Origin of the sequence: Novosphingobium sp. JCM 18896 (genome assembly GCF_025938095.1) — a bacterium.
In the GTDB taxonomy this organism is placed as follows: Bacteria; Pseudomonadota; Alphaproteobacteria; order Sphingomonadales; family Sphingomonadaceae; genus Novosphingobium.
In genome coordinates this window covers 691,227-716,660 of the sequence record NZ_JAPCZF010000003.1, presented here as the reverse complement: position 1 = coordinate 716,660, position 25,434 = coordinate 691,227, and the positions used below count along the sequence as shown (strand labels likewise).

Below are 25,434 nucleotides of genomic sequence, written 5' to 3'. Positions count from 1 at the left end.
GTTCCTCCCCGGGGTTTTCGGGTTAGCCTCGCAGGTGGGCAGGAACACGCATGGGGGTGCGGGTGATACGGAGATTGACGCCAGGCGACCGCATGATCGGCGTGGTCGCGATCGGGCTGCTCTGCGCCTGCGCGATGATCTACTATGCGATCTCGCTGCCCTGGCTCGGGATCAAGTTCGCCGTCGATGAGCGTGGCGCGACCGTCGCGGCCCAAGTCCAGGGGCCATCGCGCGCGGTCCCTCTCGGCACTCCCATTGCCGCGATCGGCGACGGGGTCACGCAGATGGAGCTCGTTGCCGGTGACCTGCTGATCGAACCCGACGGCAACCTGCCGCGCTATGCCGACTACGAGGCCTTCCTCGCCCGGCAGGACGCGCTGGCGGCGATCGAGCGCGCACCGCGCGTGACGCTCTACGGTGCCCAGGGCGAGGCCTGGACGGTCACGCCCCTCCCCCAGCGGCCGATCGGCAATCTACCCGCCGACTTCTGGGTTGCGCTGTTCGTCGGCCTCGTCGCCTGGCTGATCGCCGGCTCGATCTGGGTCTTCCGCCGCGAGCAGCGCAGCGCGCGCTACCTGCTGCTCAGCGGCGCGAGCACACTCGTGTTCTCGCCTTTCTCGGCAGTCTACGGCACGCGCGAGCTGGCGATGGCTTCCGCGCCCTTCCGCTTTTTCAGCGACATGAACTTCCTGGGCGGCAGCGTCTTCATCGCCGCGCTGGTCGCGCTGATGCTCTACTATCCGCGCGCGATCGCGCCGGCCTGGATCGGCCGCGCAGTGGTGGCTTTGTTCGTCGGCTGGTTCGCGGCGCAACAGGTCGGCCTGTTCGATTCGATGGTCTTCGCCCGCCGCGCGCTCGTCTTCGTCGGCCTGATCGCCACATTCGTCCTCGCCGCCGTGCAATGGCGCGGCACGCGCTTCGATCCCGTCGCGCGCGCCGCGCTGCAGTGGTTCCTGCTGTCGTGGCTGGTCGGCTGTTCGGCTTTCGCGGCGCTGATCTTCGTGCCGCAGATGTTCGGCATCGACACCTCGAAGATGCAGGCCTTCGGCTTCCTGCTGTTCGTGCCGGTCTATGCCGGCCTCGCCTTCGGCATCATCCGCTACCGCCTGTTCGACCTCGGCGAATGGTGGGCGCGGACGATGACCTGGATGCTGTCGCTGGTCATGCTGGTGCTGCTCGACATGCTGTTCCTGCTGGTCCTGCATCTGTCGCCGGGGCTGTCGATCGGCCTGGCGCTGCTGGTCTGCGGCCTGGTCTGGCTGCCCTTGCGCGGCCTGCTCTGGGGACGCTTCGTCATTCGTCGGCCGATCGACACCCGCGGCCGGTTCCAGCGGCTTGCCGACGCGGCCTTCCAGGATGGCACCGAAGCCCGCGGCGAGGCCTGGGCCCGGCTGCTCGAGAGCATCTACGATCCGCTCGAGATCGACCTGGCCGACGGCGACCCGGACCAGGCCGAGGCGCAGATCGCCGAAGACGGCCTGGTCCTGATCGTTCCCGCGGCCGGCGACGTGCCGGCGCTGCGGCTGGCCAATGCCCAGCGCGGACGCCACCTGTTCAACCGCGCCGATGCCGATACGGCCAGCGACCTCGCGGCCATGTTCGACCATCTCGTGCGCAACCGCGGCGCCTTCGACGCGGGCGCAGCGACCGAGCGCAAGCGGATCGCGCAGGACATCCACGACCACGTCGGCGCGACCCTGCTCGACGCGCTGCACAGCCCGCGTTCGGAGCGCAAGGACAGCCTGATCCGCGATACCCTGGCGGACCTGCGCGGCATCATCAACGGCACCGGCCAGCAGGACCTGCCGATCGGCGAGGCACTGGTCCAGATCCGTCGCGAGACCGCCGAGCGGCTCGAGGCCAAGGGTATTCGTCTCGACTGGCAATCGCCCTCGGCCGCGGTCTCGCTCGACGCCGCGCGGCTGCACACGGTCCGCTCGATCGTGCGCGAAACAGTCAGCAATGCGATCAAGCATGCCGAGTGCAGCGTGCTGCGGATCGCGATCACGCTCGATAGCGGCGAACTGTCGCTGGTGATCGAAGACGACGGCAAGGGTTTCGACCCGCACGGCCCGGCCAGCGGCGCCGGGCTCGTCAACATCCGCGACCGCGCGACCGTCGCTGGTGGCGACCTGTCGTGGCTGGCACCCGAAGACGGCTTCGTCTCGCGCCTGCACGTGCAATTGCCCGTCCCCGCAGGCACTTAATTGTCCTCAGCCCCCCTGAACGCGGGGTGACGAAACGCGTGCGGATGGTGAATCTGTGCCCGCGTCGGTGAACGGACCGGCGAGCGGATCGGACCGCGGGGGCAAAGGGCAGATCACAGGGGCATGGGCATGGCTCGCCGCGATCATCGCGAGCGACGCGCCCCCTGAGACAGCCTTACGACGCCACGTCACCCATGCGGTGACGACCCGGGCTTCCCTTTCGCGATCGTCGCTGAACGGGCGCAGCGACGGGCCGGCACCTGCGGGTCGCCGGACTTCGTAGCGGGACGCGCCATGCGCGTCCCTTCGCAGTTCAACAGGGGAATGACATCATGAACAGTGGCTCGCTCAGAGCGTCGATAATCGCCATGACCGTGGCGCTGGGTGCCTGCAACAACGACGGCCTCAACTCCACACCGACACCCACTCCGGCGCCGACTCCGGCTCCCACGCCGACGCCTACTCCGACCCCGACGCCAACTCCGACCCCCACTCCAACTCCAACTCCAACTCCAACTCCAACTCCAACTCCAACTCCAACTCCAACTCCAACTCCGACGCCGACGCCTACCCCAACGCCCACTCCGACGCCCACGCCAACGCCGACCCCTACCCCGACTCCGGTGGCCTCGGGCTCGGCCGCTGTGCGGCTGGGGGCGACCGCCAACACGAGCTACAGCGCCGCGACCGCGCAGTTCGTCTCGGGCGGCACGACGATCTATGGCGAACAGAAGGCCGAGCGCTTCGGCGCCGGCACGACGATCGACTACAACGCCGCCAGCGACAGCTACACGTTCAAGCGCAGCGACGGGCTCAGCATCACGATGGCCCCGTCGAACATCAACACCACGGGCACGTTCGACGGTTCGGGCGGGATCTTCGGCAAGACGGCCGGAACCGCCTACGAAAAGGAGGAAGCCGGCCGCAAGCACACGATCTCGATCGTCGGTCCGGGCACCTACCAGGGCATCAAGATGTCCTACATGACCATCTCGATCTGGAACGTGCTCAGCGGCAGCGGCATCTCGACGCGCAACGAGTTGCAGTGGCAGCTCTGGGGCAACCGCACGCAGACGATGCCGACCACGGGCACCGCGACCTACAAGCTCGACGGCGGCATCGGCGCCAACGGCTTCGAGGCCTCGGGCTTCGCAGGTACCGCCTACGACTTCCTCAAGGGGGAATCGACGGGCAACCTCTCGGTCAACTTCGGCTCAGGCAACATCAATCTGCTGATGAACCTGATCGGCTACGACTACGTCGGCAACAAGACGAAGGACTTCGGCAACTTCAACGGCTCGGGCTCGATCACGAGCGGCAGCCCGAACTACAGCGGCACCTTCACGCAGGGTGGCGACTTCCATGGCGCGTTCTTCGGACCCGCGGCGGAAGAGACCGGCTTCACCTTCTTCATCAACACGTCGACGATCGACATCACCGGCGTCGCGATCGGCTTCAAGCAACCCTGATGGTGGCAGGCGGGCGGTCTTCGGATCGCCCGCCCAAGCTTTCATCCGAACTCCGTCCAAGGTGACCGATACCGTGCTTCGCGCGCTGAGCGCCTGCTGCCTGGCCGGCGCATTGCTGCTTCCCATATCCGCGGCCCTGGCCGACGAACCCGCACCGCCCGTGCAGGGTCCGGTGGTCGGCCTGTCCCCCGCAGAACTTTTCGACTTCGCCGACCAGGCGCGCGACACGGGCGATTTCGCCGCCGCCGAAGCCGCCTATCGCGCGCTCGCCACGCACCGCGACGTCGAGATCCGCACCGAAGCGCGCTTTCGCCTGGGGCGGATGCTGGCCGACGGCCAGCGCAAGTATCGCGAGGCTGCGATCGAATTTCGCCGCATCCTCGACGAGAAGCCCGACCTTGCCAGCGTGCGGCTCGAACTCGCGCGGATGCACGCCAAGCTCGGCAACCTGCGCGCGGCCGAACGCGAATTCCGCGCCGCCTCAGCTGCGGGGTTGCCGCCCGAGGTCGAACAGATCGTGCGCTTCTACGCACATGCGCTGAGCTCGCGGAAGCCGTTCGGCGGCTCGATCGAGATCGCGCTGGCCCCCGACAGCAACATCAACCGCGCCACACGATCGGACTCGCTGGGCACGGTGATCGGCAACTTCGCGATCAACGAGAATGCCAAGGCGCGCTCGGGCCTCGGCCTCAACCTGCGCGGTCAGGCCTACTATCGCCAGCGCATCGGCGCACGCACCGACCTGCTGGCGCGGCTGTCAGCCAGCGGCAATCTCTATCGCGACGCGGCTTTCAACGACATCATCGTCAGCACCCAGTTCGGCCCCGAATATTCCATCGGTACCGATCGCGTCGCGCTGTCAGTCGGTCCCGTCTGGCGCTGGTACGGTCAGCAGCCGTTCTCCACCGCCTGGAGCGCCAGTGCCACCTGGCAGCATCCCACGGGCAAGCGCTCGCAACTGCGCACCGAGGGTGCGGTCGCGCGGATCGACAACAAGTTCAACGACCTGCAGGATTCGCGCAGCTTCTCGCTTTCGGCCGCGCTAGACCGCGCGCTGACGCCGAAGTTCGGCGCGGGCCTGCAGATTCAGGCTACGCGCGAAGCCGCGCGCGATCCCGGCTACTCGAACGTCACTGCCGGCGTGTCGGCCTATCTGTTCCGCGAGATCGGCCGCACGACCCTGGTCGCCAGCGCCGGCTACAGCCGGCTCGAAGCCGACAAGCGCCTGTCGCTGTTTCCTCGACGGCGCGCCGAAGACCGCTACACCGCCAGCCTGGCCGCCACTTTGCGCACGCTACAGGTCGGCTCGTTCGCGCCGCTGGTCCGCCTGCGCTGGGAACGCAACGTCTCGCCTGTCGAGATCTACGACTATCGCCGCGTCGCAGCCGAATTCGGCGTGACCTCGGCCTTCTAGCCGCCCAGCCCGCTATTCGCCGCCGTCACTCGAGGCCCACTTGAAGCGCCGCGGCGGCGCGATCAACTTGGCGAGTGTCAGCCAGCTATCGCGCCGTTCGAGCAGTTCGCGGATCTTCGCCGCGTCCTCCTCTTCCGCAGCGGCTCGCTCACAAAGCTGCGCCTGCTCCATGTAGAACTGCCGCTGGGCTTCCGACATCGGCTCGGCCTCGCTCCCACCCCGCACGATGGCGGGGCGCAACCGCATCAGGCCAGGTCGGGAGAAGACTGGACCGCAGCATGCTTGCTCAGCGGGCCGCCCGCCAGTCGGACTTCGCCGACACCGGCCTTGCGTTGCTCGAAATAGCGGTAGGCAGCATAGCCCAGGGCGCCGAGGGTGAGAAGCTTGAGCATGGGAATCGTCCTTTCGTTTGCGAAGGAAACTGCCCACCCGCGCAGAGGCTCCCGGCAAACAGATCAAACGCGCCGATCGGCGGATTTGGTGGCTTGTTTTCTGAAGCCCACACAACGAGATGCCCAGACCGCGTTCAACAACAAGGGCTTAGCCTGCTAGGGTCGCGGTTCTGCGTCAAACGGTGCCCCGACGTGGAACCGCGGCAACCGAAGCCTCGCGACCATCTGGCCATAACTCCGAAACGATATGACTGGAGCCGATATATCCGAATGGATATGATGCATGGGTGAACCTGCGCCGTCTCCGCTACTTCCTCGGCACCGCCGCCGAAGGCTCGATCAGTCGTGCGGCGCAGTCCTACGGCATTGCCCAGCCCGCGCTGACGCGGCAGATCCAGTTGCTCGAGGCAGACATCGGCGCGCAGCTCTTCGAGCGCTCGCCGCGCGGTCTGCGGCTGACCGACACCGGGCAGTTTCTCAAGGATGCGCTCGAACTGCCGCTGAGCGAAATCGAGACCGCCTTGCGCAGCGCGCGATCCTATTCGACGCAGATCAAGGCCTCGCTGACGATCGGCATGCCGCCATCGATATCCGAACTGTTCGGCCAGCGCGTGATCGCGCGGTTGCGCAGCGAACTGCCGAACATCGCCTTGCGGATCGTCGAGCAGGATTCGAGCAAACTCGCCCTCGACCTGTCACGACGGCTGATCGACACGGCCGTGCTGGTCTCGGTCATCCCCGAACAGCGCGTGTCGCGCGCGCAGGTGCTGGCCGAACCGCTGATGCTCGTCGGCGCGCCGACCTCGCCCCTGCTCGCAGAGCGTGCGGTGACGGTGCGACGTCTCGAAGACATTCCGCTGATTTTGCCCTCGGGCCCTTCGGGCCTGCGCATCAATCTCGAACGCGCGGCGGAAGCCGCAGGCATCAAGATCGCGCCGGTCATGGAAGTGGATTCGATCGAACTGACCAAGCGGCTCGTCGCCGACGGCGCGGCCTTCACGATCCTGCCCGAACGCGCGTTCCGCCAGGAAACCGTACGCGGCGACCTGGCCGGCATCCCCGTGATCGAACCGCGCCTGACGCAGCCCGTGCTCTGGGCCGTCAGACCCGACTGGCGCTTGCCGCGCGCCATCTACAACGCGGTCGAGCGTGTGGTGATCGAGGAATGGTACGATGCCGTCACATCGGGCACCTGGCCCGCCGAGTGGGTGTTCGACTTTTCGATCCTGTCGATCCCTTTCGCCAAGCCGATCGCAAAGGACTGATCGCCGCGCGGTCTAGCCGAGCGGGCCAAGCGAGCCGTTGGAACCGGATAGCCGCTTCGGCATGAGATCGTTCCACGGCCGCTCGCCGCGTGGGGCAACGAAGGCGCGCGACCGCATCGGGCCGATCCACCTGGCACCACCGGCCGCCGCGAGCACGGCGGCGATCTCCGATTGCGCCATGGCCGAAATCATCGCCGGAACGTGATTCGCCGCGACCGCCTGCGAGAACAGGAAGCCCTGGCCGAACTGGCAATTCAGCCGCTGCAGCGCGAGGGCCTGCGACGCGGTCTCGATGCCTTCGGCCACGACCTCGATCTTCAGGCTTTTGGCAAGGTTGAGCACGGCCTCGATGATCGCCGCGTCGTCGGCGTCGGTCTCCATGTTCTGCACGAAACTGCGGTCGATCTTGATCACGTCGACCGGGAACTGCTTGAGATGGCGCAACGAAGCATAGCCCGTGCCGAAATCGTCGAGCGCGATGCTGACACCCGCATCGCTGAGCATCTTCAGCGCGCGCTGCACGAAGTCCGATCCGCGGCCGAGGAACACGGTTTCGGTGACTTCGAGATGGAAGTGGTGTGCCGGTACGCCCGCGCGTTCGAGGCGTTCGAGCACGCTCTCCGCGAAGCCATCGCTGCGGAATTCCGCTGCGGCCGCATTGACCGCGACGTGCCCGAAGGAAACCCCGCGATCGAGCCAGTCGCGCATGTCGAGGATGACCCGATCGACGATGCTGTCGCTGATCGCCGCGGCAAGTTCGAGATCCTCGAAGGCCGCGCTGATCGTACCGGGCAACTGGATGCCGCGGCTGTCGTGGCGCCAGCGCAGCAGGGCTTCGAAACCGTATACCGAAAGATCGTCGAGCCGAACCTTGGGCTGGTAGAACGGCATGATCCGATCTTCCCGCAGCGCATTGCGTGCGAGGCCGACCATCGACAGGCGCTCCTGCAGTTCAGCGCGATGCTCGGGCTGGAATGTCATCGCGCGGCCACGCCGGGCCGACTTGGCAGCGTAGAGCGCGATGTCGGCGCTCTTGAGCAGGTCCTCCGGCTGCTCGCCGTGGTCGGGGAACAGCGCGGCACCGATCGTCGCCTGGCAATCGAGCACGCGGCCGGCGTGGGTCACCGGCTCGCGCAGTTCGTCGAGCAGCGCGGTCGCGCGTGCGTCGAGTTCGCCGACATCGGCAATGTCGTCGAAGATCACCGCGAACTCGTCACCGCCCAAACGCGCCGCGAGCGCAGTTTCGCCCGGCACATTCGCGCAGAACGCCTCGAGCCGCGTGGCCACGGTCTGCAGCAGCGCATCGCCGGCATCGTGACCGAGCGTGTCGTTGACCTGCTTGAAGTGATCGAGATCGAGCACCAGCAGGCCGATCCGGCCCGCGCTTTCGCGTGCCTGCCCGACGGCCTCGTTGAGCGTCCGCTGGAACAGCGAGCGGTTGGGCAATTGCGTTAGCGGATCGCGCGTGGCGCTCCAGCGCAGGCGGTCCTCGGCCTCGCGCCGATCGGTGATGTCGCGCGAGATCGCCACGAGCTTGACCGGCACGCCGTCCTTACCGAGCACGGGCGAGATCACGACCTCGCCCCAGCGCGTCTTGCCCGAAGCCGTGCTACCCGCTGCGGTGAAGCGGCCGACGCCGCCGCCGCGCGCCTTGGCCAGCGCCTTGCGCACGACCGAGCGGCTCTGCGTCGGCCACAGCGCTTCCCACGGCCGGTCGTAGAGCACCGAAACGTCGGACACTTCCATGCCGCTGACGCCTGACCGGTTCATGAACTGGAGCGTGCCGTCGAGCGCGAGCAGCATAACGCAGTCGATGCTGGCATCGACGATGCTGCGGCTGATCGCTTCGCTTTCGCGCAGCGCCGCATCGGACAGCTTGAGCTCGCTGAGATCCATCAGCGATCCCACCAGGCGGATGGGCCGCCCCGCGGAATCGCGCATGACCTGACAGCGCGTGTAGATGTCCGCATAGGTGCCGTCGCCGCGGCGGAAGCGATGCTCGCCGACATAACGGCCGTCGCCGCCGGTCACGAGATCGCCCATGGCCTTGGAAACGCGTTCGTAGTCCTCGGGATGGACCTGGTCGCGCCACCACTGCGCGGTGTGTCGCACGTCCTCGGGGCGATGCCGCAGGACCGCAGTGATCGCCTCGTTGAAGGTCATTTCCTGTGTCGCGAGATCGAGATCCCAGATGACCTCCATCGCCGCTTCGCTGACCAGGCGGTAGCGTTCCTCGGTATCACGGAGCTTGGTCTCGGCAAGCGCCTGCTCGTGCACGTCGCGGATGAAGCCGTCGAGATAGAGTGGCGCGCCCTCGGGCGAATAGACTGCACGCCCGCGCTCGTGGACCCAGCGGACCTCGCCGTCGCCGCGGACGATGCGGTACTTGAGCTCGAACGGAAGCTGGTCATCGATCGCTACCGCCACGGCCTTGGTGAGGTCCGCAACGTCCTCGGGATGGACCACGGTCATCCAGTCGCGCCCGCCATCAAGGAAGGCTTCGGCGGAGTAGCCGGTCAATTGCTCGACCGCGCCGCCGATGAAGGCCATCGGCCAAGGGGGTTCGAGCGAACAGCGATAGGCGACCCCGGGCAGGCTCGCGACGATCGCGCGCTGGTGCCTCTCGCGTTCGCGCAGCGCGGTCTGGTCACGCTTGCGCTGGCTGATGTCGTAGACGATGCCGCCGAGATAGCGGCCTTCCTGCCCTTCGCCGACGGCGTGGCGCGACAGGCTGTAGAGCCAGCGCAGCGACCCGTCGGGCATCCGCACGCGGAATTCGACCTCATGCGGAACACCCTGGGCCATCGCCTGGCTTGCGCTTTGCCAGATATGCTCGCGATCCTCCTCGACCACCCAGTCGAAGGCAGTGTTGCCCGAATAGGGTACCGGGTCGAAGCCGAGCAGGCTGCTAGCGGTCGCATCCATCGACAACAGGCCGCTGGCCGTATCGAGTTGCCAGGTACCGACGCCCGCCGAGGCCAACGCGAAGGACAGGAACGGTGCCGTGCCCAGCGGCGGCATGCCGGCAGCACGGCCGACCGCGGCGACGCCAGCGACCTCCTCGCTTCCGTGCCAGAAGGTATTTTCACCCCCCGTGCCTAGATCCACCGCCCTATTCTCCCGGAACCCCGCGTTCGTACTACTAACGTCGATACGCGAATTGGGTTAATGGCTCCTATCGCTACCCGCCTGCGCAGCCCGAGGTGGAATCGCCGCGACATTTTCTTGGGATTCAGGAATTCCCGTCGCGTGGGGCGATCGGTCGCGATGATAGCCACCACCATGGAACCGCGATCGCCGCATATTGTGTGCCCGCCCGAAGGAAAGATCCGATAACGAGTGAATTGAACTCTGGCTAAAGCCACTCGGATTGGAATAGCTTCGCGGTTTCCATCACAGGAGTGCAAGATGTCCGCGCCGCCAGGTCAACAGCCCGACGATACAGATGCCTCCGAACGCAATGCCGAGCGCGCGGAACTCCATTTCCTTGCTGCGCTTACCGACGAACTGATGCGCCTGTTGATGACGTCGGGCGTCCTCACCCAGGCCCAGCTCAACGAAATCGAGGCGGAAACCGCCAAGAAGATCGGTTCCATCCCCCGCGCTTGGTAAGCGGCGCGGTGCCGGAGGATGCCCAGCCCGCGCTCTAGCCTGAGGCAAAAACCAACCTGACGAAGATCGAATCCGAGCCGGACTGCCGGCCCGGCTCTCTTGCACATGCGTCTTGCGAAATTTAATTAGTTAGCTATCTAACTTAAATGACTCGCTCCCGCATGAAGAAGGAAGTGGCGCAGAAGCTGCCGATCGTGACGCGTGGCTGGCGCCAGCTGGCCGATGCCACCCTGGCAGAATTCCGCGTGTCCAACTCGATGGCCTGGTGCCTGATCTACCTCGACCGGCTCGGCCCCGACGCCCGCCAGACCGACCTCGCGCAGGAGATCGGCATCAGCCAGCCCTCCACCGTCCGCGTGCTCGACCAGCTCGCGCAAGTCGGGCTGGTCGAGCGGCTGCGCGATACCGAGGACAAGCGCTCGAACCGCCTCTCGATCACCGGCAAGGGTGCCGAGCTCCTCGCCAAGATCGAGACGCGCCTCGCCGCGCTGCGCGTCGAGCTGTTCGAGGACATTCCCGACGACGAGATCGAGACCTTGCTCCGCGTGGTCGACCGGCTGTCCGCGCGGATAGCCGATCAGCGGTCATGACCCGTGGCTGAGCGCTTCGGCCTGCCGGCGGCGATCTTCGCGCTCAAGTGCTTCGCCGCGGCGATGCTCGCGCTCTACGTCGCCTTCAGCATCGGGCTCGAACGTCCCTATTGGGCCTTCTTGACGGCCTTCATCGTCGCGCAGCCGCTGGCCGGCGCGGTCATCTCCAAAGCCGTATTCCGCCTCGTTGGCACTTTCGTCGGGGCGGTCGCGGCGGTGGTCATGGTTCCGACCCTGGTCAACGCGCCCGAGCTGCTGGCCCTGGCCATCGCGAGCTGGCTGGGGCTCTGCGTCTTCGTCTCGCTGCTCGACCGCACGCCGCGCTCCTACATGTTCGTGCTCGCGGGCTACAGCGCCTGCATCATCGGCCTGCCCAGCGTCGAGGCACCGGGCGAGATCTTCACCGTCGCCTCGCTGCGCGTGCAGGAGATTTCGATCGGCATCCTGTGCAGCGCGCTGGTCCACGGCGTGATCTTCCCCGGCTCGATCACCGGGCTGCTGTTGGCGCGGATCGACGGCATCCTGGCCGATGCCGAACGCTGGTCGCGCGACGCCATCGCCATGGAGCCCGTGCCCGAACTGGCGGCCGAGCGCCGCCGCCTGGCACAGGACGTCACCGAGCTGCACCAGCTCTCGATCCACCTGCCCTTCGACATCTCGCGCCAGGCGCCGCGCGTGCGCACGGTCCGCGCGATGCAGGACCAGCTCTCCCTGCTGCTGCCACTGGGCGCGGCGACGCAGGACCGGCTCGAGACCTTCCGGCAGGAGGGCGGGCGCGTGCGCCGGCAGGTGGCAGCGCTCGTGATCGATGCGCGCCGCTGGCTCGCGGCGATCCCCGAGGACCGCGCCGAGCGCGCCGCGACCGCCGCGGCGCTGATCGACCGCTGCACGGCGCTCGAACCCGCCGCCGACCCGCGCACCGACTGGCGCGGCATGCTGCGGCTGAGCTTCCTCGCGCGGCTCGCGACCTTGATTGCAGTCCATCGCGACTGCCGCGACCTGCGCGACCAGATGATCAGCCACAGCCGCCAGCCGGTGACGCCGAGAGTCGCCGAACTGCTCGAAGGACGGCGCAACCGCGAGCTTCACCGCGACTATGCCGGCGCGGCGCGCGCAGCCTTCGGCGCCTTCGTCACCGTGCTTGCCGGCTGCGCGCTGTGGATCGGGAGCGGCTGGGCCGATGGCAGCACGGCGGTGATGCTCGCAGGCGTGTTCCTCGCGCTGTTCTCCGCCGCCGACAACCCGGTGGCACCGCTCAAGATGTTCATGCTGGGCACGCTGATCGCCTCGCTGATCGGCGCCGTCTACGGCTTCGCGATCCTGCCGAGGCTCGACGGTTTCCCGATGCTCGCCGCGGCTTTCGCGCCAGTCCTGCTCGCAGGCGGCGCGCTGATGGCCTCGCCGCGCTATGGTGGCATCGCCTTGCCCGCGATGATGGGCATGGGCAGCCCGGCGCTGCTGTCCGAGCGCTACGTCAACGAGTTCGTGGGCTTCGCAAACGGCTCGCTGGCGCAGCTCATCGGCATCTGGTTCTCGATCGTCATGGTCGGGCTGCTGCAGTCGGCCGGGGCAAGGGGTGCGATCCGCAGGACCGTCCGCTCCGGCTGGGCCGACATCGCCGCGCGCGCCAACCTGATGGCCCCGCCCGACCTGCGCGGCTGGATCAACCGCATGCTCGACCGCATCGGCCTGCTCGCGCCGCGGCTCGCCGCGGTCGGCCAGGAGACCGGCCAGCCGCTCTATGACGCCTTGCGCGACCTGCGCACCGGCGTCGCGATCGGCGAGCTGCGCCAGCTCCGCTTCGACCTGCCGGCCGACCAGGGCGCGCCGCTGAACGGCGTGCTCGCCGGCGTCGGCGACTACTATCGCGGGCTAGATCCCGACGCGCCCGTGCCGGCCGGCCCGACGCTGCTCGCGGATATCGACGCGGCGATCGGCGCCTTCACCACCAACCCCGCGCCAGCCGTGCGCCGCGACGCGACGCTCGGCCTCGTCAGCCTGCGCCGCAACCTGTTCCCCGAAGCCCCTGGCTACCGGAGGGCAGTGGCATGACCGGGGAAGTCTCGCTCGGCGGCGTCTTCGTGCCGACACTGCTCGTGCTCGCGCTCGCCGCCATGGCGCTGTCGTTCCTGCTGACGCGCCTGATCGGCATGTTCGGCCTCTATCGCTTCGTCGCCTACCGCGCGCTCGTCGATCTCAGCCTGTTCGTGCTGACGCTCGGCCTGCTCGCCTGGATCGTTCCGCTCCTGGGATACCACCTATGAACAAGCTGACCGCCACCTTGACCCGCAGCGCCGCCACCATCGTCATCGTGATCGCCGCCCTGGTCGTCGCGGTGTGGATGTGGAACCACTACGAGCGCAGCCCGTGGACGCGCGATGGCCGCGTGCGCGCCGATGTGGTGCGGGTGACGCCCGATATCGGCGGGCTGATCACCTCAGTCGCGGTACACGACAACCAGCCGGTCAAGGCGGGCGACCTGCTCTTCGTCATCGACACGCCGCGCTATGCGCTGGCGCTCCAGCAGGCGAACGCGCAGGTCGCAAGCGCCCAGGCGACCCTGGGCCAGGCGCGCCGCACCGCCAACCGCGATCTCGCGCTCGGCGATCTCGTCGCGACCGAGGCGCACGAACAGAATGTCGCCGGGGTAGCCACGGCCCAGGCGGCGCTGGCCCAGGCCTTGAGCCTGCGCGACGCGGCCGCGCTAAACCTCAAGCGCACGCGGGTCCACGCCTCGGTCAACGGCGTGGTTACCAACCTCGATCTCCATCCCGGCGATTTCGTCGCTGCGGGGCAGCAGGCGATGGCGCTGATCGATCGCGATTCACTGCGCATCGAAGGCTATTTCGAGGAGACCAAGCTGCCGATGATCTGCCAGGGCGCGCGCGTCCAGGTGCGGCTGATGGGTGAGGCCAGCGACCTCTCGGGCCATGTCGATTCGATCGCCTACGGCATCAACGACCCGACGCGCAGCGACAGCGGCAACCTCCTGCCCACGGTCGACCCGACCTTCTCCTGGGTGCGGCTGGCGCAGCGCATTCCCGTGCGCGTGAAACTCGACCACGTCCCCGCCGACACGCGGCTGATCGCCGGCCGCACCGCGACGGTCACGGTCGAGCCGGCGCGCTGGGACGACAAGGCCGCGGGGACCTGCCGTCATGCGTAAGGTGCTGGCCCCGGTGCTTGCGCTTGCGCTGTCGGCCTGCGCCACGGCCGGGCCCGACTATGCGCCGCCAGCGCAATCGATGGCGACCGCCCCGACTGCGACCGGGGCTTTCGCTTCGGCGGCAGGGCCGGCTTTCGATCCGACCGCGCCGCTGCCCGATCGCTGGTGGCGGCTCTACGACGATCCCGCGCTCGACGGACTGGTCGAGCAGGCGCTCGCCGCCAACACCGACCTGCGCGTCGCCCAGGCCAACCTCGCGCGGGCCGAGGCCGTGTTGCGCGAGGCCGAAGCCGGGCGGACCGTGTCGACCACGATCGATGGCGGCGCCAGCCTCGCGCGGCCTTCGGGAACGGGGCGAAGCCTGCCGGGCACGCTGGGCTACGACTTCGGCCTGGTCGCGGCCTATCCGCTCGATCTCAACGGCCGCATCGGCCGCGCGATCGAGGCCAGCCGCGCCGACGTCGAGACCAGCGTCGCGGCGCGCGACTTCGTACGCGTCGGCGTCGCCGCGGCCACGGCGCGCGCCTATGCCCAGGTCTGCGCAGCGAACTATCTGCTCGGCGTCAACCGCAAGGTCGTCGCGCTGCAGCGCGACACAGCGTTGGCGACGCGGCGCCTCGCGCGCGGCGGGCGCGGCACGGCCTTCGACGTCAGCCGCGCCGAGACCGCGGCCGAGACCAGCGCCGCCGCCCTGCCGGGGATCGAGGGACAGCGCCAGTCGGCGCTCTACCTGCTCGCGACCTTGCTGGGCCGCGCGCCGGCCGACTACCCCGCGGCCGTCGCCAACTGCGCCAGTCTGCCCGCGCTGCGCCACCCGCTGCCCACCGGCGACGGCGCCGCGCTGATCCGGCGGCGGCCCGACATCCGCCAGGCAGAACGCCGCCTCGCCGGCGATACTGCGCGCGTCGGCGTGGCCATGGCCGAGCTCTATCCGCAGGTCTCGATCGGCGGCTCGGTCGGCCTATCCGGCCCGCTCAGCGATCTCGGTGGCGGCACCTCGTTCGGGTTCAGCCTCGGGCCGCTGCTGAGCTGGTCGTTCCCCAACCGCCCCGTGGTCAAGGCGCGGATCGCCCAGGCCGACGCCCAGGTCCAGGCCGACCTCGCGGGCTTCGACGGCAGCGTGATCGAGGCCCTGCGCCAGACCGAGACCGCGCTCGAGACTTATCGCCGCGACGCCCAGCGCGCCGAAGCCCTCGCGCGCGCCAGTGCCAGCGCCGCGCGCTCGGCCCAGCAAGCCGGCAAGCTGTTCCGCTTCGGCCGCGGCGACTTCCTCGCGCTGCTCGACGCGCAGCGTAGCTACGCCGGCGCCGAACTGGCCAGCGCGACGGCGCGAGCGCAGCTCGTCGACGATCAGGTCGCGGTCTTCCTCAGCCTCGGCGGCGGCTGGGAGTAAGCCCCAAGCCCCGCCTTAGTCAGCCGAAGCTGACGAAGGCCGAGGCGCCATGATCGATCGCCGCGCCCGCCAGATCGAGTTCTAGCGACAGCGCCGCGCTGGACGACGCGACCGCGCCCGGCGTCGTCGAACCGATCGCCTGAGTTCCCACCTGGATTACGCCGTTCTTGATCGTCACGCCAAAGCTCTGCCCGGCGAACGAGAACTGCGTGCCATCGGCATCGCCCTGGACCGGCAGGCTCAGCAGGCGAACGTCGCCCTGCGCGTTGTAAACGTTGATCAAGTTACCCGTCTGCTGGAACTTGTAGGCGCCGATCGCCTCCGACAGGCGCACCGCATCGACGCCCTGGTCGCCGACGATGCCCGTGGCGCCGGGCAGGATGACGAGAGTCTCGCCGCCGCCCGTGCCGTAGACCTTGGTGCCGCTGGTCGCCGCGGTGACCTCGCCGTTCTGCGCGAGGAAGACCTGGGCCGCGCTGTCGCCCGTGGGTGCAGGCTCGGCTGCCGTCAGGGCCGGCACTAGCGAACCCGCGGCCGTCGTCGGCACGGCCACCCCGCCGACGCTCATCGCACCGTTGCTCACGAGCACCGAGGCCGTGCCATTGGCGAAGACGATCTGGGTACCGTCGGCATCGCCCTGCACCGCGGTCTTGAACACCAGCTCACCGCCGCTGAAGACGTTGATTTGGTTGCCGGTCTGCTGGAACTGATAGGCGCTGGCCGGGCCGCTCAGATAGACCCGGTCGACGTTCTGATCGAGCGTCACCCCGGTGACCCCGGCCGAGAGCACGACGGCTTCCTGACCCTGGCCACCGAACACCTGGACATTGCCCGAGACCAGCACCGTATGGCCGCCGCTGGGCAGATAGAACCCGGTCTGCGGCGCCCCCGGAACCGGTGGCGTGACGCTGGCGGCACTGACCGCGACGCTGACCGTCTGGACGGCGGTACCGCCCTTGCCGTCCGACGCGGTGATCGTGATGCTGTCCGTGCCCGATGCCGCAGCGTCGGGCGTGTAGGTCAGCGTGCTGCCCGAGATCGAGACGGCGCCCTTGCCGCCGATCGTCGCACTATAGCTCACCACGTCGCCGTTCGGATCGGTTGCCGATAGTCCGATCGACACCGGCTTGCCCGCGATGGCAGCGGCGAAGATCGTCGGATTGGCGAAGACCGGTGCCTTGTTCGCGCTCGGCGTGGGCGTGGGAGTCGGTGTGGGCGGCGCAGCGACGTTGATCGTGACGTGCGCCAGGGCGTTGCCTCCCTTGCCATCCGACACCGCATAGTCGAAGCCCGCGGCGCCGGAGAAACCGGACGTCGGCGTGAACACGATCTGCCCGTTGTTGAGCGCGACCGTGCCGTTGCTGGCCTTGGTCACGAATGAGAGCGTCAGCGCATCGTTGTCAGGATCGGAATCGTTGGCGAGGAGCGAGGTCGCGGTCCCCGTCCAATGCGCGTTCGCGGCAATGCTGAAGGTCTCGCCGACGAGGACCGGATTATTGTTGCTCTGCGCGGTCGACACGGCTGCGACGCTGGTCGCCGCGTCGATCGCCTGGGTCACGGTCTTCGTCTCGGTGACGAGTTGGGCGATCTCCTGGGTCGAGACTGACGGCAGGCCGGCGGCCAGCACCGTGGTAAGCACACTGCTGTCGGTCAGGCTGACGGGGGTGTTGTTGGTCGCCGCGTCCTTGGCGGCCGTCGCCAGGGCCGCCGCGGCACCGGCCGTGTCGCCACCGACGCCGGCGACCGAACCGAGCACCTCGGCGATCGCAGCCGCCACCTTCTGAGCGTTCAGCGCAGCCTGACCCGCCGCGCCGGCACCACCGGCGGCATCGATAAGATCGAGACTGAGCGGGTTGATGCTGGGGTCGAGGCCGAAAGCCTGGAGCGTCTTCTGGGTAGCGGTGCTCGCCGTCTCGGGCGTACCGCTGTTGGCGGTGGTCTCGATGAGCGTCTGGATCACCGATGTCAGCGGATTGACCACGGTCGCCCCTTCGGGCGCCGAGAACTGGACCGTATTCGGCTTGTTGGTATCGAGGTTGGTGCCGCCGAAGGCGCGCAGCGGACCCTGGACGTGGCTGTTGAGGACGAAGTCGCCCTTGCTGTCGGTGGTGGTGAAAGGCTCGTTCGCGTCGAGCTGGTTGTTCTTGTTAGCGTCGATGTAGACCGTCGCGCCGGCGATGTAGCCGTCGGCCACGAGACCTTCGTTCTTCGCCGATACGAAAGCCGCACCATCCCAGAAGAAGGTGCCGTCGCTGAACTCGTAGAGCTCGACGTTGCTGACCGTGGTCGTGCCGATCTGCAAGGTGCCGCCGTTGGCCATGACGCTGAAGGTCGAGCTGTTGCCCGCGAATACCACCGTGTCGACGCTGTCGCCGCCGTCGACCACGTTGGTGCCCGCGCCCGGCGTCAACCGGTCGCGCCCGTCGCCGCCGTTGAGCGTGTCGTTGCCGGAGGTGCCGACGATCGTATTGTCGCCAGAACCGCCGTTGACGGTGAAGGCGACGTTCGATCCGTTCTCGAAGACATAGCCGGCACCGTTGAAGTTGCCGCCCGTCGCGAGATTGACGACGATGCGGCCCGTACCGTCGAGTAGCAGATTGCTGGGCAGGCCGGCCATGGTCGCACCGCTGATCGTCAGCACGCTGGGCAGTTGCGAACCGGCATTGGGCTGGTTCGTGGTGAAGGCCGCGCTGAGGTGGATACCCTCGATCGAGACCAAGGTGCCCTGGAAGTTGACGTTGCCGCCGACCGACAGGAAGTCGGTGCCATCACCGCCGTCGAACAGCGTACCGGCGCCGGTCAACGTCGTTTCGGTTCCGCTCGATACGCCATTGGCATCGTTCATCACGACATTGGCGATCGCCAGGGTATCGTTGCCGCCCTTGCCATAGAGCTGATCGGTGCCGCCGCCGCCCGCGGCGATGTATTCCATGCCGTCGGTGCCGTTGATCGTGTCGTTGCCCGCGCCGGTGCTCAGGTGCTGCACGCCGTCATGCGCCGAAGCGTTGAGCGTGACATTGCCGCTGCCGGCCGCGATCACGAAGACGCGGTCGCTTTCGAGATAGGCACGCGTCGCGGTCGACCAGTTAGTATAGGTGAAGCTGGGCGCGGTGAAGGTGTAGTCCTTACCCGCCTCGGTCTGGGCGATCAGCACCAGCCCGTCGCGGCCCGCACCGCCGACCAGTTCCGCCGTCGCCGACAGGCCTGCACCGATCTGGTTGGGGAACGGGACCGAATTGCCGTTGACCACCAGGCTGCCACCGAAGAACAGCTGCGCGCTGATCGCCGTGCCCGTGGTCGAGCGGAAGTCGAGCCGCTCGATCGAGGTCAGGGTCGCCGAACGCAGCTCGAGGTTCGAGGTCGGCACGCCGACCGAGAGGTAATAGCCGGTCGGCACGTTGTCCAAGTTGTGCAGTTCGATCGTGTCGGTGCCGTCGCCGCCGTTGAACTCGCTGTTCGCCAGGACCGGCGCATCGACGATCAGCGTGTCGTTGCCGGCCTCGCCGAACAGGCGGTTCGCTCCGTCGTTGCCGTTCAGGGTGTCGTTGCCGTCACCACCGTAGAGCGTGTCGTTGCCGCCCTTGCCCAGCAGCACATCGTTGCCCGTGCCGCCGTATAGGGTGTTTTCGGCGGAGGTACCGATCAGCGTGTCGTTGCCGAAGTTACCCGTGGCGTTGTTGACCCCGGCATAGTCGGCAAGATCGATCACGTCGTCGAAGATCGTCCCCGCCACCGCAGGGTTCGACGGGGTTATGATCCCGCGCGTCAAGAACACCAGGCTGGGCGACTGACCCGAGATCTGGAACGAGAGACTGTCGATGCTGGTGACCGTGTCGGTGCCGAGGAAGGCCGCCGAACCGAGGCCTTTGACCGTGGCCGAAGCCGATCCGGCATCGGTCGGAGTGACCTCGAACACCGTCTCGGCGAAAGTCCCGCCGACCAGGCGGTTGACGAGCACCTTGCCGTCCGCACCCTGGACGAGTGTCAGCGTGCCCGGCGTGTCGGCCGGCAGCACGAACTGCGCCTGGTCGGAGGTGCCGGCCCCGCCGTCGATGCTGTCGTCGCCGGCACCGCCGTTCAGGATGTCGTTGCCATCGCCGCCGAACAGAGAATCGTTACCGCCATTGCCGATCAGCGTGTCGTTGCCCGCGCCGCCGTAGAGCGTATTGACGGCATCGGTGCCGATCAGGGTGTCATTGCCGAAATTGCCCGCGGCCACCGCATAGCCCGAATAGTCGGCCAGGTTGATCGTATCTCCCAGGAACGAGCCGACCACCGGCTGGTTCGAGCCGGGCACGGCGTAGGGAGTCGCGAACATCGCGATGCTCTCGTTCTGGCGGCCGAGGATCTGGAACACCAAATCCTCGACATTGGTGATCGTGTCGGTGCCAAGGAAGGCCGCCGAACCGAGCCCGGTGACGGTCGCCGCGCCGACGCCGGTCGGGGTGATCTCGAACACGGTTTCGGCAAAAGTGCCACCGGTCACCGTACCGTTGCTGAACGTGCCGCCGACGATGCGATTGACTAGGATCTTGCCGTCGGTGCCTTCGGCGAACTGGAAGGCGCCCTCGGTCGTGTCCGGCATCACGAACAGCGCGCGATCGCGATCGCCGCCGTTCGCCCCGCCGTCGATCGTATCGTTGCCGCCGCCGCCGATCAGGATGTCGGCACCGTCGCCGCCGAAGAGCTGATCGTCACCGCCATTACCGATCAGGGTATCGTTGCCCGCGCCGCCGCTCAGCGTGTTGGCATCGTCGCGACCGAACAGCGTGTCGTTGCCGAAACTGCCCGCCAGGACGTTAATCGTCGGATAGGCGGCCAAGTCGATCGTGTCGTTGAGGATGGTTCCGAGCACGAGGGGCGTGCCGGTCGTCACCGTCAGCGGCGTGAGCTGGACCGCGATCGTCTGCCTGTTCGGGATCTGGAAGCTCAGGTCGTCGATATTGGTGACGGTATCGGTGCCCAGGAAGGCGGCCGAACCGAGCGCGGTCACGACCGCGGCGCCGGAGCCGCCTGGGGTAATCTCGAACAGCGTCTCGGCAAAGGTGCCGCCGGTGACCAGGCCATTGGCATCGATCGTCCCGCCGGTCACGCGGTTGACCAGCACCTTGCCGTTCTGTCCTTCGGCAAACTGCAGAGCGCCATCGGTGTTCGAAGGCAGGACGAACAGCGCCCGGTCACGGTCGTTGCCGCCGGCCCCGCCGTCGAGCGTGTCGTTGCCTGCGCCGCCGACCAGGGTATCCGACCCGCCGCCGCCGTTGAGCACGTCGTTGCCAGCCTCACCCGAGAGGAAGTTGGCACCGGCATTGCCGGTGATCGTGTCATTGCCCTCGCCGCCGTTGGCGCTGATGTTCACCGAGGCGTCGACACCCGGATAAAGCGCGGCCAGGTCGATCGTATCGTTGGCCAGCGACCCGCTGACATTGGCGCTGTTGTTCGCCACGGCCCCCACCCGCGGGGCCAGATCGAGTACGAGGATCTGATTTGCGGGGATTTCGGCGGGGTAGTGCTCGACGAGGAAATGCAGTTGCTCGACCGCGTTGACCGTATCGGTGCCGAGGCTCGCCATGCGGTTGAGGCCCGTCACCTGGGCCGCGCCATTGCCGCCCACGGTGATGCTGAAAAGGTCTTCGTAGCTTGCGTCGGTCTGCGTCAGCCGCGCGCGGAACTCGCCCGGCGCGATCGCGACCAGGGACAGACTTCCCGTGGTGCCGCGCGGGATGACGAAGGCGGCGACGTCTGCGCTCCCACTGCCGCCGTTGATCACGTCGTTGCCTTCGCCGCCAGTCAGGTAGTCGTCGCCATCGCCGCCGTTGAGCGTGTCGTTACCCGCATCGCCCCACAGGAAATTGCGCCCGGCATTGCCCGTGATGGTGTCATCGCCGGTGTTGCCGTTGGCGTTGAGTTCCACACTCGTCGACGCGCCGGGATAGAGCGTGCCAAGGTCGATCACATCGTTGGTGATCGAGCCGCTGACGGTTGCGCGGCCATCGGCCACGGCCGGCACAAAAGGCGCGAGGTTGAGGCCGAGGAACTGCTCGGGCGGTACGTCTTGCGGATAGTGCTCGACGAGGAAATGGAGCTGCTCGATGCTCGTCACGGTGTCCGTGCCGAGCCCGGCCATGCTGCCGAGCCCCTGCACCGTCGCCGCGCCGGTCCCGGTCACGGTGACGCGGAACAGATCCTCGAAGCTGCCGTTCGCCTGGATCAGGCGCACGAAGAACAGGCCCGGCGTGGCGTCCTGAACGAGGCTCAAGCTGCCTGTCGTATCGCGGGGGATGACGAAGGAGGCGATGTCCGAACCCGGCCCGCCGTCGATCGTATCGTTGCCGCCGCCGCCGCTCAGGTAATCGTTGCCGAGATCACCGAACAGTTGGTCGGCATCGGGGGTGCCGAAAATGGTGTCATTGCCCGAATTGCCGCGGGCCAGGTGAAGGTTCGGATATGCGCCGAGGTTGACGTTGTCGTCGAGGATCGAGCCCTGCACGAAGGGATCGTTACCGCCGACAACGCCCTGGCCGATCGCCAGCGTGACGATCTTGTCGTTCGGCAGCGGGTCCGGGTAGTGTTCGATGTAGACGTGGATCTGCTCGATATTGGCCAGCGTGTCGGTGCCGAAGCTGGCCTGGGAATTGAGGCCCTGCACCGTCGCCGCGCCGAGCCCGTTCACCGTGATGCGGAACACATCCTCGTTGCTTCCACCATTGGTCAACTTCACCGTGAACTGGCTCGGCGTGTCCTGAACCAGGCTCAGAGTGCCCGCGAGCCCCTTGGGCATGACGAAGGCTGCGACGTCGGTGCCTGTGCCGCCGTCGATCGTGTCGTTGCCGGCCCCGCCGCGGATATAGTCGTCTCCGCCCGCACCGTTCAGCGTGTCGTTGCCGGCATCACCCGACAGGTTGTTCCGGCCTTCGTGGCCGGTGATGACGTCGTCGCCGGTGTCGCCGTTGGCGTTGAGCTCCACGCTCGTCCCCGCCCCCGGATAGAGCGCGGCCAGGTTGATCGTGTCGTTGCCGATCGAGCCGCTGACATACGCGACGTTGTTTACCACCGCGGGGACGAACGGCGCGAGATTGAGCACGACGATCTTGTCGGGCGGTATCTGGCCGCCACCCTGGTCGATCAGGAAATGCAGTTGCTCGACATTGGTGATCGTATCGGTGCCGAAGCCTTCTTCCGCGGCGCCGAGCCCTTGGACCGTGGCCCCATTGCCCGTGCTGGTAATGCGGAAAATGTCCTGGGCCGTTCCGCCGGGCGGCGTGAGCTTGATGAAGAACTCGCCGGGACCGCCGGCGACGAGGCTCAGGGTGCCCGCGACACTGCCGGGAATGATGAAGGACGCAATGTCCGAGCCGGTCCCGCCATCAATCGCATCGTCACCCGCACCGCCGACCAGGTAGTCGTCGCCGTCCCCACCGTTCAGCGTGTCGTTGCCGTCGCCCGCGAAGATCGTGTCGTTGCCGACGTTGCCGTTGAGAATATCCTTGCCATCACCACCGTTGAGATGGTCGTTCCCGCCGCCGCCGATGACGTAGTAGGTGCCCGGGTGATCTCCGACGTTGAGCGTATAGTCGAGATTGTCGCCGCCCGTGACCACGACAACGGAATCGTCCGCGCTCCAGCTCTCGAGGACCAGCGGCTTCAGCGAGAAGGTGCCACCACCCTGGGGCGCGACGACGATCAAGCTATCGGAGCCAGCGCCACCGGCGACGTTGGTCACGCTGCCGAGTTGCTGCGCGAGGACGACCGCGCGCAAGGCCTCGCCGGTCTGCGAGGCGAAAGCGATCCGCTCGACATTCGAGATCGCGCCAGAGGGCAGTTGGATTGTCGGGCCACCGCTGGGCGCGGGCGCCATCGCCCCGGCGTGCAGCTCAAGCGTGTCGTAGCCGTCGCCGCCGTTGAAGACGCTGCCCGCGACCACCGGATTGTCGATGATCAGCGTGTCTTCGCCCGGCCCGCCGTCGAGCTGGTCCTTGCCGCCGCCGCCGTTGAGCGTGTCGTTGCCGCCGTTGCCCTGGAGAATGTCGTCACCGGCGCCGCCGTAAAGGCCGTTGTCTTCGCCCGTGCCGATCAGCGTGTCGTTGCCGAAATTGCCAGCGGCGACCTTGATCCCCTGTCCGGTGTAGTTTGCGAGATTGATCGTCTCGCCAATGAATGAGCCTACGACTACGGAATTCGGCCCGGTCGGCACGGCAAGGGGGGTGGCGAAAAGAACCACCGCCTTCTGGTCTTGAATCTGGAACACCAGATTATCGATGTTGGTCACGGTATCGGTACCGAGATAGGCCGCCGAGTTGCGCCCGATGACCGTTGCCGCGCCAAGGCCGTTCGGCGTGACTTCGAACAATTCCTCGACGACCGTGCCGCCGGTGGTGATGCCGTTGGCATCGACCGTACCGCCACTCACCAGATTGACCAGAATCTTGCCGTTCTGCCCTTCCGCGAATTGCAGAGTGCCGTTGGGTCCGGCCGGCAGGAAGAACACGGCCGCATCGCGATCCCCTCCACCCGCACCGCCGTCGATCGTGTCGTTTCCGGCCCCGCCGATCAGGGTATCGGATCCACCACCACCCAGAAGGGTGTCGTTGCGCGCCGTGCCCCGGATCTGTTCGCCGCTGGCGCTGCCGTTGATAGTGAAGCTGACGTCCGATCCCGCTTCGAAGACGTAGCCGGCACCGTCGAAGCCCTCCCCGGGAGCAAGATCGACCACGATCTGTCCCTGCCCGTCGAGGATGAGATTGGTCGGCAGCCCCGCCATGGTGCCGCCGCCGACCGTCAGCACCGTCGGCAATTGCGAGACGTTGTTGGCCAGGGTGCTGGTGAAGGCCGGCTGCAGGTAGAGGCCTTCGATCGACACCAGCGTGCCTTGGAAGTTGACGTTGCCGCCTATCGCCAGGAAGTCCGTTCCGGCGCCGCCATCGAACAGGCTGCCTGCGAAGGTCAGCCCGGTCTCGCTGCCTGCGACGCCGTTGGCGTCGTTGGGGATCACATTCGTCGCTGCCAGCGTGTCGTCGCCGCCATTGCCATATAGCTGGTCGACACCACCGCCGCCGCCGATAAAGTCCATGTCGTCCGAGCCGTTGACGGTATCGTTGCCGCTGCCCGAAGCGAGCACTTGGACACCGACATGCGCAGAGCCGTTGAGCGTCACCGAGCTTGGGGTGCCGGCCACCGAGATCACCACCCTGTCGCTGGCGCGATAGGCGCGGTCGGTCGTCGACCAGTTGGTGTAGGTGAAGCTCGGCGCCGTGAAGGCGTAGCTGCCCGTCGACACCGCGCCGTTGCCACCGGCGATGGGCACCCCGCTGGCGACGCCAGAAGCGACGAGCTGGAGCACGTCGGTGCCTGCCCCGCCGACGAGCTCGGCGGTTGCCGACAGCCCGCCACCGACCTGGTTGGGGAAGGGCACTGCCTGGTTGTTGAACAGCGTCTGCCCGCCATAGCCGAGCAGCAGGTTGAGCCCCGTACTCGCCTGCGAGGCGAAATCCACGCGCTCGATCGAGGTCAGCGTGACGCTGCCGATCAGGTTGTAGCTGGTCGTAGCGATACCAGCGGGAAACAGCGTGGTGCCAACTGGCGTCACTCCCGCAATATTGTGCAGCTCTAGCGTATCCATGTCTGCGCCGCCGTTGAACGAACTGCCTGCGACCCCCGCCGTGTCGAGCACGATAGTGTCGTTGCCGGCGCCACCGTCGATCTGGTCCTGGCCACCGCCGCCGTTGATCGTGTCTTTGCCCGCGAGCCCGTTGATGACGTCGTTGCCCGAAGTGCCGTTCAGGATATCGTCGCCCGGAGTGCCGTCGATCATGCGCAATTCCCCCTTGTCGCGCGCCGCGCGATTTGCCCTTGCTTTGTCCGCACCTTGCCCGTGCGGCCTGCTGTGAGATTGTTTTCGGCAGGGATGGCGACCGGCGCGGGTCGGCCGG

Annotated in this window: 14 protein-coding genes; 10 read left to right on the top strand and 4 right to left on the bottom strand. The window is 67.3% G+C overall.

Annotation, left to right across the window (positions count from 1 at the left end):
- Positions 1-74 precede the first annotated feature (74 nt).
- From OLX23_RS13795 to OLX23_RS13785, 3 genes are all read left to right on the top strand, one after another.
- Positions 75-2,207 carry an ATP-binding protein gene (locus OLX23_RS13795; RefSeq protein WP_264445565.1) on the top strand — a complete coding sequence of 711 codons (2,133 nt, stop codon included), beginning with the start codon at positions 75-77 and terminating at the stop codon, positions 2,205-2,207.
- Positions 2,208-2,539: 332 nt separating this feature from the next.
- Positions 2,540-3,676 carry a transferrin-binding protein-like solute binding protein gene (locus OLX23_RS13790; protein WP_264445564.1) on the top strand — a complete coding sequence of 379 codons (1,137 nt, stop codon included), beginning with the start codon at positions 2,540-2,542 and terminating at the stop codon, positions 3,674-3,676.
- Between the two features lie 61 nt (positions 3,677-3,737).
- Positions 3,738-5,090 (top strand): surface lipoprotein assembly modifier, encoded by a 1,353-nt coding sequence (locus OLX23_RS13785; RefSeq protein WP_264445563.1) that lies wholly within the window; start codon positions 3,738-3,740, stop codon positions 5,088-5,090.
- A gap of 12 nt (positions 5,091-5,102) precedes the next feature.
- Here OLX23_RS13785 and OLX23_RS13780 read toward each other — a convergent pair whose 3' ends face one another.
- The gene (locus OLX23_RS13780; RefSeq protein ID WP_264445562.1) at positions 5,103-5,288 is read right to left on the bottom strand and encodes a hypothetical protein; all 186 of its coding nucleotides are present in this window, start codon (positions 5,286-5,288) and stop codon (positions 5,103-5,105) included.
- Between the two features lie 47 nt (positions 5,289-5,335).
- The gene (locus OLX23_RS13775; RefSeq protein ID WP_264445561.1) at positions 5,336-5,482 is read right to left on the bottom strand and encodes a hypothetical protein; all 147 of its coding nucleotides are present in this window, start codon (positions 5,480-5,482) and stop codon (positions 5,336-5,338) included.
- 287 nt (positions 5,483-5,769) lie between these two features.
- Here OLX23_RS13775 and OLX23_RS13770 point away from each other — a divergent pair, with 287 nt between their 5' ends.
- Complete coding sequence (locus OLX23_RS13770) at positions 5,770-6,747, top strand: LysR family transcriptional regulator (protein ID WP_264445560.1); 978 nt, start codon at positions 5,770-5,772, stop codon at positions 6,745-6,747.
- A 12-nt stretch (positions 6,748-6,759) separates the two neighbouring features.
- On the opposite strand, the gene OLX23_RS13765 is transcribed toward OLX23_RS13770, so the two are convergent.
- A complete protein-coding gene (locus OLX23_RS13765) occupies positions 6,760-9,855 on the bottom strand; it encodes an EAL domain-containing protein (protein WP_264445559.1) in 3,096 nt (1,031 codons plus the stop codon).
- A gap of 300 nt (positions 9,856-10,155) precedes the next feature.
- On the opposite strand from OLX23_RS13765, the gene OLX23_RS13760 reads away from it, so the two are divergent.
- The 6 genes from OLX23_RS13760 to OLX23_RS13735 all read left to right on the top strand — a co-directional run bounded on the left by OLX23_RS13760 (position 10,156) and on the right by OLX23_RS13735 (position 15,508).
- On the top strand, positions 10,156-10,359 hold the full coding sequence (locus OLX23_RS13760; protein ID WP_264445558.1) for a hypothetical protein: 204 nt from the start codon (positions 10,156-10,158) through the stop codon (positions 10,357-10,359).
- 161 nt (positions 10,360-10,520) lie between these two features.
- A complete protein-coding gene (locus OLX23_RS13755) occupies positions 10,521-10,949 on the top strand; it encodes a MarR family winged helix-turn-helix transcriptional regulator (RefSeq protein ID WP_264445557.1) in 429 nt (142 codons plus the stop codon).
- A gap of 63 nt (positions 10,950-11,012) precedes the next feature.
- Complete coding sequence (locus tag OLX23_RS13750) at positions 11,013-13,001, top strand: FUSC family protein (RefSeq protein WP_413629860.1); 1,989 nt, start codon at positions 11,013-11,015, stop codon at positions 12,999-13,001.
- Positions 12,998-13,213, top strand: coding sequence for a DUF1656 domain-containing protein (locus OLX23_RS13745; protein WP_264445555.1), 216 nt, complete (start codon positions 12,998-13,000; stop codon positions 13,211-13,213). The genes OLX23_RS13750 and OLX23_RS13745 overlap by 4 nt, the downstream gene beginning before the upstream one ends.
- Positions 13,210-14,115, top strand: coding sequence for an efflux RND transporter periplasmic adaptor subunit (locus OLX23_RS13740; RefSeq protein WP_264445554.1), 906 nt, complete (start codon positions 13,210-13,212; stop codon positions 14,113-14,115). The genes OLX23_RS13745 and OLX23_RS13740 overlap by 4 nt, the downstream gene beginning before the upstream one ends.
- Positions 14,108-15,508, top strand: coding sequence for an efflux transporter outer membrane subunit (locus OLX23_RS13735; protein ID WP_264445553.1), 1,401 nt, complete (start codon positions 14,108-14,110; stop codon positions 15,506-15,508). Before OLX23_RS13740 ends, OLX23_RS13735 begins: the two co-directional genes overlap by 8 nt.
- A 19-nt stretch (positions 15,509-15,527) precedes the next feature.
- Here the strand turns inward: OLX23_RS13735 and OLX23_RS13730 are convergent, their stop codons facing one another.
- Complete coding sequence (locus OLX23_RS13730) at positions 15,528-25,316, bottom strand: beta strand repeat-containing protein (protein WP_264445552.1); 9,789 nt, start codon at positions 25,314-25,316, stop codon at positions 15,528-15,530.
- Between the last annotated feature and the right edge of the window lie 118 nt (positions 25,317-25,434).

Excerpts from the sequence above, each read along its gene's own strand:
- OLX23_RS13735 (WP_264445553.1), top strand. The coding sequence starts at position 14,108 with ATGCGTAAGGTGCTGGCCCCGGTGCTTGCGCTTGCGCTGTCGGCCTGC.
- OLX23_RS13775 (WP_264445561.1), bottom strand. The coding sequence starts at position 5,482 with ATGCTCAAGCTTCTCACCCTCGGCGCCCTGGGCTATGCTGCCTACCGC.
- OLX23_RS13760 (WP_264445558.1), top strand. The coding sequence starts at position 10,156 with ATGTCCGCGCCGCCAGGTCAACAGCCCGACGATACAGATGCCTCCGAA.
- OLX23_RS13790 (WP_264445564.1), top strand. The coding sequence starts at position 2,540 with ATGAACAGTGGCTCGCTCAGAGCGTCGATAATCGCCATGACCGTGGCG.
- OLX23_RS13730 (WP_264445552.1), bottom strand. The coding sequence starts at position 25,316 with ATGATCGACGGCACTCCGGGCGACGATATCCTGAACGGCACTTCGGGC.
- OLX23_RS13780 (WP_264445562.1), bottom strand. The coding sequence starts at position 5,288 with ATGTCGGAAGCCCAGCGGCAGTTCTACATGGAGCAGGCGCAGCTTTGT.
- OLX23_RS13755 (WP_264445557.1), top strand. The coding sequence starts at position 10,521 with ATGAAGAAGGAAGTGGCGCAGAAGCTGCCGATCGTGACGCGTGGCTGG.
- OLX23_RS13745 (WP_264445555.1), top strand. The coding sequence starts at position 12,998 with ATGACCGGGGAAGTCTCGCTCGGCGGCGTCTTCGTGCCGACACTGCTC.
- OLX23_RS13740 (WP_264445554.1), top strand. The coding sequence starts at position 13,210 with ATGAACAAGCTGACCGCCACCTTGACCCGCAGCGCCGCCACCATCGTC.
- OLX23_RS13750 (WP_413629860.1), top strand. The coding sequence starts at position 11,013 with ATGCTCGCGCTCTACGTCGCCTTCAGCATCGGGCTCGAACGTCCCTAT.